General features: G+C 55.8%; 4 protein-coding genes. 3 read left to right on the top strand and 1 reads right to left on the bottom strand.

Features of this window, described 5'->3' with window-relative positions; translation table 11 throughout:
* The coding region (locus ACZAHD_RS22580) for a YnfC family lipoprotein (protein WP_462458717.1) at positions 1-261 on the bottom strand (261 nt) is incomplete at its 3' end.
* Positions 262-363: 102 nt separating this feature from the next.
* Here ACZAHD_RS22580 and ACZAHD_RS22575 point away from each other — a divergent pair.
* The 3 genes from ACZAHD_RS22575 to ACZAHD_RS22565 all read left to right on the top strand — a co-directional run.
* Entirely contained in the window at positions 364-627 is a 264-nt protein-coding gene (locus ACZAHD_RS22575) for a DUF1161 domain-containing protein (RefSeq protein ID WP_462458719.1), read from the top strand.
* Positions 628-768: 141 nt separating this feature from the next.
* Complete coding sequence (gene ynfE, locus ACZAHD_RS22570; protein WP_462458716.1) at positions 769-3,219, top strand: selenate/tellurate reductase subunit YnfE; 2,451 nt, start codon at positions 769-771, stop codon at positions 3,217-3,219.
* A 54-nt stretch (positions 3,220-3,273) separates the two neighbouring features.
* Positions 3,274-3,368, top strand: a 95-nt coding sequence (locus tag ACZAHD_RS22565) for a DmsC/YnfH family molybdoenzyme membrane anchor subunit (protein ID WP_462458718.1), incomplete at its 3' end; no start/stop codon positions are given.

The following is a 3,368-nucleotide window of genomic DNA, read 5'->3' as shown; positions in this document are numbered from 1 at the left end:
ACCGGTATTATTTTCCCGATCTTCCAGGTCCAGCAGATCGAAACAGCCTTCCCTGGACAGGCTCGCACTCACCCGTTTTACCACCTCATCGTGTTCGTCAAACAGCGTCTGGCTAAAATCTTTCACCGGACCACGCAGCGGATCGAACTCGAACTCATTGGAAAAACTCGCCATTTCCGGCGTAAACGCGTCAGGCGTCTTCTGCGCATCGCAGGCGCCGAGCACCATCACCGCCGATATCAGCAATAACCGTTTTTTCACGCCGAATCCTTTTTGTGCATCTTGCAATCATATTAGCAAATACAATTGTTTACACCAGTTCTGCTATGCTTAAATCTGGATAACATTAATTAGGAGTCTATGATGAAACGCTCTCTCTGGCTATGCGTCGCACTGCTGCTGGGTTCAACCTCGGTGCTGGCCGCTCCCGATTCCTGCGAACGCGTGAAGAACGATATTCAGCAAAAGATCGTCAACAACGGCGTGCCCGTCTCTGGCTTTACTTTAGCGATCGTGCCCAACGATCAACCCGATCAGTCCGGTGCCCAGGTTGTTGGTCACTGTGCTAACGATACCTTCAAAATTACCTATACCCGCTCCGCCGACTCAGACGGCGACGTCCGTTAACCTCTTATTTTCATTCGAAGGATATTATCCCTGAGTTGACCAGGGATAATATCCTTCTCCTCCACTCTGGATATGATTGCTCACCCATACACCGGAAAAGCTACCGGCGATCATTTAGCAGCAATAACGATGGGGTGAGCCATGTCCAGTCAGGAACATTCTGGCGGCGTCAGTCGACGCACGTTAATCAAATCGTCTGCGATAGGCTCACTGGCGCTTGCCGCCGGTGGACTCTCGCTGCCTTTCAGTCTGCGTTCCACAGCGGCGGCCGTTCAGCAAGCGACACAGAGTGAAGAACGCATCGTCTGGGGTGCCTGTTCGGTAAACTGCGGCAGTCGCTGCGCACTGCGTCTGCACGTGCGCGATAATGAAGTCACCTGGGTAGAGACGGATAATACCGGGATGGATAATTATGGAGACCATCAGGTACGCGCCTGTCTGCGCGGTCGCTCCATTCGCCGGCGCATCAATCACCCGGATCGACTGAATTACCCGATGAAACGCGTCGGCAAACGCGGCGAAGGCAAGTTCGAGCGCATCAGTTGGGAAGAAGCGCTGGATACCATCGCCAACAATCTGCAAAGAGTGGTGAAAGAGTACGGCAACGAGGCAGTTTACATTAACTATTCGTCAGGGATTGTCGGCGGCAATATGACCCGCTCCTCGCCTTCGGCCTCGCCGGTCACGCGCCTGATGAACTGCTACGGCGGGTCGCTGAATCAGTACGGTACCTACAGTACCGCCCAGATTGCCTGCGCCATGCCCTACACCTACGGCAGCAATGAAGGCAACAGCACCTCGGATATCGAAAACAGCAAACTGGTGGTGATGTTCGGCAATAATCCGGCGGAAACCCGTATGAGCGGCGGCGGCATAACCTGGTATCTGGAGCAGGCCCGCGAGCGCTCCAACGCGCGCATGATTGTCATTGACCCGCGCTACACCGATACTGCCGCCGGGCGAGAAGATGAGTGGATCCCTATCCGTCCTGGCACCGATGCCGCGCTGGTGGCCGGTATCGCCTGGGTACTGATTAACGAGAATCTGGTCGATCTGCCGTTCCTGGATAAATACTGCGTCGGCTACGACGAAAAAACCCTTCCCGCCGAGGCGCCGCCAAATAGTCACTACAAAGCCTACATTCTCGGCCACGGCGAGGATGGTACCGTCAAAACCCCACAGTGGGCCTCGCGTATCACCGGGATTCCCGTCGACCGAATCATTAAACTGGCCCGGGAAATTGGGACCACCCGACCCGCCTGTATTTGCCAGGGCTGGGGACCGCAGCGTCAGGCTAACGGAGAACTGGCTTCCCGGGCGATAGCCATGCTGCCGATTCTGACCGGCAACGTCGGCATTAACGGCGGCAACAGCGGCGCACGTGAATCGACCTATACCCTGACCATTGAGCGCCTGCCGGTGCTGGTCAATCCGGTCAAAACCGCCATCTCCTGCTTTAGCTGGACCGACGCCATCGCGCGTGGCCCGGAAATGACCGCGCTGCGTGATGGCGTCAGGGGCAAAGATAAGCTGGATGTCCCGATAAAATTTATCTGGAACTATGCCGGGAATACCCTCGTCAACCAGCATTCTGAAATCAACAAAACCCACGAAATTCTCGAGGACGAGAAAAAATGCGAGATGATCGTGGTGATTGAAAACTTTATGACCTCTTCGGCGAAGTATGCCGACATTCTGCTGCCGGACCTGATGACCGTCGAACAGGAAGACATTATTCCTAACGACTACGCCGGAAACATGGGCTACCTGATATTTATTCAGCCCGCGACCACGGCAAAATTCGAACGCAAACCGATCTACTGGATCCTCAGCGAAGTAGCCAAACGCCTCGGTGCCGATATTCATCAACGCTTTACCGAAGGGCGTACCCAGGAGCAGTGGCTCCGGTATCTGTACGCCAAAATGCTCGCCAGAGATCCCGCGCTGCCCTCCTACGAAGCACTGAAAGAAATGGGCATTTACAAACGGAAAGATCCGAACGGCCATTTTGTCGCCTATCGCGATTTTCGTGAAGATCCGCTCGCGCACCCGTTAAAAACCCCCTCCGGAAAAATTGAGATTTACTCCAGCCAACTGGCGGATATTGCGGCCCGTTGGCAGTTGCAAAAAGACGAAACCATCAGCCCGTTGCCGATTTACACCTCCACTTTCGAAGGCTGGGATGACCCGCTTCGCGATCAGTTCCCGCTGCAGCTTTTCGGTTTTCACTACAAAGCCCGAACCCACTCCAGCTACGGCAACGTCGATGTGCTGCAGGCCGCCTGTCGCCAGGAAGTGTGGATCAATCCGCTTGATGCCGGGAAGCGCGGCATTAAAAACGGCGATCTGGTGCGCGTATTCAACCCGCGTGGCGAACTGCGTATTGTGGCGAAAGTCACGCCGCGCATCATGCCCGGCGTCGCGGCCATGGGTCAGGGAGCATGGCATGACGCCAGTATGGACGGCGACCGCATCGATCGTGGCGCCTGCATTAATACCCTGACCACCCAGCGGCCTTCACCGCTGGCAAAAGGCAATCCACAGCATACCAACCTCGTTGATATCGCCAGGGTGCAGGACGCGGCGTCATGATCTTCCGGGGTCGAGGTGGCGCAGACGGCCAGACAACCGCCAGGGAGATTGCCCATGGGTAATGGATGGCCTGAATGGCCGCGGGTGCTTTTTAAGGTGCTCGGACAATGCGCGGCGGGAGCGACTATCGTCACCGGCCTGGGATGGAT

The organism is Raoultella sp., assembly GCF_039594335.1.
Taxonomy (GTDB): Bacteria; Pseudomonadota; Gammaproteobacteria; order Enterobacterales; family Enterobacteriaceae; genus Klebsiella.
The sequence above is the reverse complement of the archived record's forward strand: the minus strand, read 5'-3'. Positions and strand labels throughout refer to the sequence as shown.

What these genes read in the sequence shown, in the direction of transcription:
- ACZAHD_RS22575 (WP_462458719.1), top strand. Translation starts at nt 364, where the DNA reads ATGAAACGCTCTCTCTGGCTATGCGTCGCACTGCTGCTGGGTTCAACC.
- ynfE (WP_462458716.1), top strand. Translation starts at nt 769, where the DNA reads ATGTCCAGTCAGGAACATTCTGGCGGCGTCAGTCGACGCACGTTAATC.